At 69.1% G+C, this 4272-nt stretch carries 5 protein-coding genes; all 5 read right to left on the bottom strand.

Translation table 11 applies throughout. The features are described from left to right. On the bottom strand, positions 1–754 hold a 754-nt coding region (locus VFG33_RS30855; protein WP_325056512.1), incomplete at its 3' end, for a Crp/Fnr family transcriptional regulator. Continuing rightward, a complete protein-coding gene (locus VFG33_RS30850; protein WP_325056511.1) occupies positions 751–1014 on the bottom strand; it encodes a UBP-type zinc finger domain-containing protein in 264 nt (87 codons plus the stop codon). The genes VFG33_RS30850 and VFG33_RS30855, both read right to left, overlap by 4 nt. After that, positions 1011–1445 carry a thioredoxin gene (gene trxA, locus VFG33_RS30845; RefSeq protein ID WP_325056510.1) on the bottom strand — a complete coding sequence of 145 codons (435 nt, stop codon included), beginning with the start codon at positions 1443–1445 and terminating at the stop codon, positions 1011–1013. Before trxA ends, VFG33_RS30850 begins: the two co-directional genes overlap by 4 nt. Then, complete coding sequence (gene clpB / locus VFG33_RS30840; RefSeq protein WP_325056509.1) at positions 1442–4069, bottom strand: ATP-dependent chaperone ClpB; 2628 nt, start codon at positions 4067–4069, stop codon at positions 1442–1444. Before clpB ends, trxA begins: the two co-directional genes overlap by 4 nt. Then, a partial coding sequence (locus VFG33_RS30835; protein WP_325056508.1) for a chaperone modulator CbpM occupies positions 4060–4272 on the bottom strand: 213 nt, incomplete at its 5' end. The genes VFG33_RS30835 and clpB, both read right to left, overlap by 10 nt.

Raw genomic sequence — 4272 nt, 5'->3', positions numbered from 1 at the left:
GGACGACGGTCGCCAGGCCTTCCGACGCACCGTAGACCGCCGCCGCGAGGCCGGCCGGGCCGGCGCCGACCACTGTCAGGTCGCAGACCGACCGGGCCGGCGGCATCCGGCGCAGACCAACGACAGCCGCCACATGTTCGTTGTCGGGATTGCGCAGCACCTCGCCACGCCAGATCACGACGGGTGTTTCGTCCCGATCGACGCCGAGCTCGCGCAACAGACGGTCGGCCTCCGCGTCGGTCTCCAGGTCGACCCAGTGGTGCGGCAACCGGTTGCGCGCGGCGAACTCGCGGAGGCGGCGGGTGTCGGCGGAGAACCTTGAACCGATGATCGCGAACCCCGCGCCGAGAGAGAGCTGTAGCGAACGGCGGACCAGGAAGGCCTGCAGGATCAGGTCGGCCAGGCGCGGATCCCGCACCACCAGGCCACGCAGCGCATCGAGCGGTACGGCGAGAACCTCGCCCGGCTCCTGGACGACCGCGCTGAGAAACAACGGCTGCCCCGTCAGCAGGCCGATCTCGCCGAGAAAGCGGTGCGGACCGTGGACGGCGATCAGCCGGTCCTGCCGGCCGTAGTCCTGGATCACGGCGACACTGCCACTGAGAACGACGATGAAGTGGTCCGCGTAGTCCCCCTCCCGCTGCACCACCTCGCCGGCTTCGACCGCGCGGGGCTCACCCAGCCCCGTCAGCTCGGTCAGCTGGTAATCCTCCAGCCGGGGATAGGCGCCGTACAGGTCCGGAGTCTCGGTCATACGAATGTCTCGTCCACATAGCACCAGCGCCAGTTCTCGCCCGACTCGAGCGACTGGACGATGGGGTGCCCCTGGTAGGCGGCGTGGGCGCGGGCGTGCCGCATCGGCGAGGAGTCACAGCAGCCGACGTGGCCGCAGGTCAGGCAGAGCCGGAGGTGGACCCAGGGCGTGTTGAGTCGCAGACACTCCTCGCAACCAGCGGGTGTGCGCGGCCGCACCGGACGCACCATCGTCAGGTGCGGGTCGAGCACCCCCGTCACGAAGCCGCCTCCTTGTGGATCGCGTCCTCGAGCCACGGCCGCAGAGCCGTCGCCGATGCGGCACCGATCTGCTCGGCGACGACCTGTCCCTGGCGCAGCACCAGCAGGGTCGGGATGGACCGCACGTTGAAACGGCGGGACAGCTCCGCCGCCTCGTCGGCGTTGACCTTGACCAGCTTGACCTCCCCCGCCTTCTCGACGGCGAGCTGTTCCAGCACCGGGCTGACCCGCCGGCACGGCCCGCACCAGGGGGCCCACAGGTCGACCAGTACTGGGAGGGTGGCCTGCTCCACGACCTCGGCGAAGTCGCGGTCACCGGCATCGACGATCCACGGCAAGGGCTTCTTGCAGTTGCCGCACCTGGGGATGCCCTCAGCCGCGGCGGGGATCCGGTTGCGGTGCCGGCACTGCGGGCAGGTGACGATCTTCATGCTGCCGCCTCCACGGGGTTCTGGTGCGTGACGACGATCTCGCCGCCGCGCACAGCCACCCGGATCACCGCGCCGTCCAGCACGTCGCCACCGAGCAGGGCACGCCCGATCCGGGTCTCCACCTCACGGGCGATGAACCGCCGCAGCGGACGGGCGCCGTACACCGGGTCGAAGCCCTGCGCGGCGATGTGCCGGGCCGCCTCGGGCTCGACCTCCAGCGTGAGCCGGCGATCGGCCAGCCGGGTCCGCAGGTCGTTGAACATCAGGTCGACGATGCGCTCGATCTCGGCCTGGGTCAGCGGCTTGAAGAGCACGATCTCGTCCACCCGGTTGAGGAACTCCGGCCGGAAGTGCCTTCGCAACTCGTCCATCACGGCCTCGCGGGCGTCCTCCTTGACCTGCCCGTCGGCCGTCACCCCGTCCATCAGGTACGCCGATCCGATGTTCGACGTCATGATGATGACGGTGTTGCGCAGGTCGACCGTCCGGCCCTGCGCGTCGGTCAGCCGGCCGTCGTCGAGGATCTGCAGCAACGTGTTGAAGACGTCCGGGTGAGCCTTCTCGATCTCGTCGAAGAGCACCACCGAGTAGGGCTTGCGGCGGACCGCCTCGGTCAGCTGGCCGCCCTCCTCATAGCCGACATACCCGGGCGGCGCACCAACGAGCCTGCTCACCGTGTGCCGCTCCTGGTACTCGCTCATGTCGATCCGGACGATGTTCTCCTCGCTGTCGAACAGCGCGGCCGCGAGCGTCTTGGCCAGCTCGGTCTTACCGACACCGGTCGGGCCGAGGAAGATGAACGACCCGATCGGGCGGCGCGGATCCTTGATGCCGGACCGGGCCCGCACGATCGCGTCGGCGACCAGCTGAACCGCCTCGTCCTGGCCGACCAGCCGCTCGTGCAGCACCTCGTCCAGCCGCAGCAGCTTCTCGCGTTCGCCCTCCTGCAGGCGGCTGATCGGGATGCCGGTCCAGCGCGACACGATCGAGGCGATCTCCTCCTCCGTCACCACTTCGCGGAGCAGCCGCTTGCCACCCTGCTTGCCGGCCAGGCGTTCCTCTCCGGCCTGCAGCTGACGTTCCAGCTCGGGCAGCCGTCCGTGCCGGAGCTCCGCCGCGCGGTTGAGGTCGTAGTCGCGCTCGGCCTGTTCGGCCTCCTGGCGCACCTGCTCCATCTCCTGGCGCAGCGTCTGCACCTTCCGCAGCGCGTTGCGCTCGGCCTCCCACTGCGCCCGCATCGCGTCCGCCTCACTCCGCAGATCCGCCAGCTCCTTGCGCAGCTCCTCCAGCCTGGACTTGCTCGCCGCATCCTCCTCCTTGGCCAGCGCGGCTTCCTCGATCTCCAGCCGGCGGACCCGCCGGGTCAGCTCGTCCAGCTCGGCCGGCATCGAGTCGATCTCTGTCCTGAGCATCGCGCAGGCCTCGTCGACCAGGTCGATCGCCTTGTCCGGCAGGAACCGATCGGAGATGTAGCGGTGGCTCAGCACCACCGCCGCGACCATCGCGCCGTCCTGGATCTTCACCCCGTGGAAGATCTCCAGCCGTTCGCGCAGCCCGCGCAGGATCGAAATCGCGTCCTCGACGGTCGGCTCGTCCACGATCACCGGCTGGAACCGGCGTTCGAGCGCTGCATCCTTCTCGATGTGCATCCGGTACTCGTCCAGCGTGGTGGCGCCGATCATGTGCAGCTCACCGCGGGCCAGCATCGGCTTCAGCATGTTGCCGGCGTCCATCGCACCCTCGGTCGCACCGGCACCGACGACCGTGTGCAGCTCGTCGATGAACAGCAGGATCTGCCCCTCGGCCGCCTTCACCTCGTTCAGCACGGCCTTGAAGCGTTCCTCGAACTCGCCGCGGTACTTGGCTCCGGCGATCAGGGACGCCAGGTCCAGCGCGAACACGGTCCGGTCCCGCAGGCCCTCCGGTACGTCGCCGTTGGCGATCCGTTGCGCGAGCCCCTCGACGATGGCCGTCTTGCCGACGCCCGGATCGCCGATCAGCACCGGGTTGTTCTTCGTCTTCCGGGACAGGATCTGTACGACGCGGCGGATCTCGTTGTCCCGGCCGATCACCGGGTCGAGCCGGCCTTCGGTCGCATCCTTGACCAGATCCCGGCCGTACTTCTTCAATGCCTCATACGCCCCTTCGGGCGTCGCCGAGGTGACTCGCTGGTTCCCCCGTACGGCGGTGAGTGCCGTCAGGAATCCGTCGCGGGTGAGGCCCTGCTCGGCGAGCAGCCGTCCGGAGGTGCTCTGCCGGCCCTCGTCCAGCAACGCCGCCACCAGATGCTCGATCGACACATATTCGTCCTTGAGCCGCTTGGCCTCGCGGTCCGCCGCATCGAGGAGCCTCGACAACCGTTGGGTGATCATCACCTGCCCGGGTTCGGCTCCCGGGCCACTGACTCGTGGCCGCCGGGACAACTCGTGTTCCAGCCGCTCGCGCAGTTCCTCCGGGTCCGCGCCGGCCTGGGCGAGCAACCTGGGGGTAAGCCCGTCCGGTTGCTCCAGCAGCGCCAGCAGCAGGTGTTCGCCATCGACCTGACTGTGACCGAACCGCAGTGCCTTGGTCTGAGCGTCGTGCAGAGCCTCCTGGGACTTCTGCGTCAGCCGGTTCATGTCCATGTCCTGGCTCCTCTCCTGGCGGCGCGCCTGCGCTCCGCCTCGAGTACGGCGATCCGGTCGAGCAGGTCGAGCACCAGACCGAGTGAGGCGTAGTTGAGGGCGAAGCCGGCCCGGAGACGCCGGATCCGCGCCACCCTCGCCAACTGCCCTGGGCCGAACCACAGGGCACCGCCACTGTCGGTCGTCGCATCCAGCAACCCCAG

Source organism: Kribbella sp., from assembly GCF_035687465.1.
Lineage (GTDB): Bacteria > Actinomycetota > Actinomycetes > Propionibacteriales > Kribbellaceae > Kribbella.
This window is presented reverse-complemented; position numbering and strand designations above follow the sequence as displayed.

Excerpts from the sequence above, each read along its gene's own strand:
- trxA (WP_325056510.1), bottom strand. The coding sequence starts at position 1,445 with ATGAAGATCGTCACCTGCCCGCAGTGCCGGCACCGCAACCGGATCCCC.
- clpB (WP_325056509.1), bottom strand. The coding sequence starts at position 4,069 with ATGGACATGAACCGGCTGACGCAGAAGTCCCAGGAGGCTCTGCACGAC.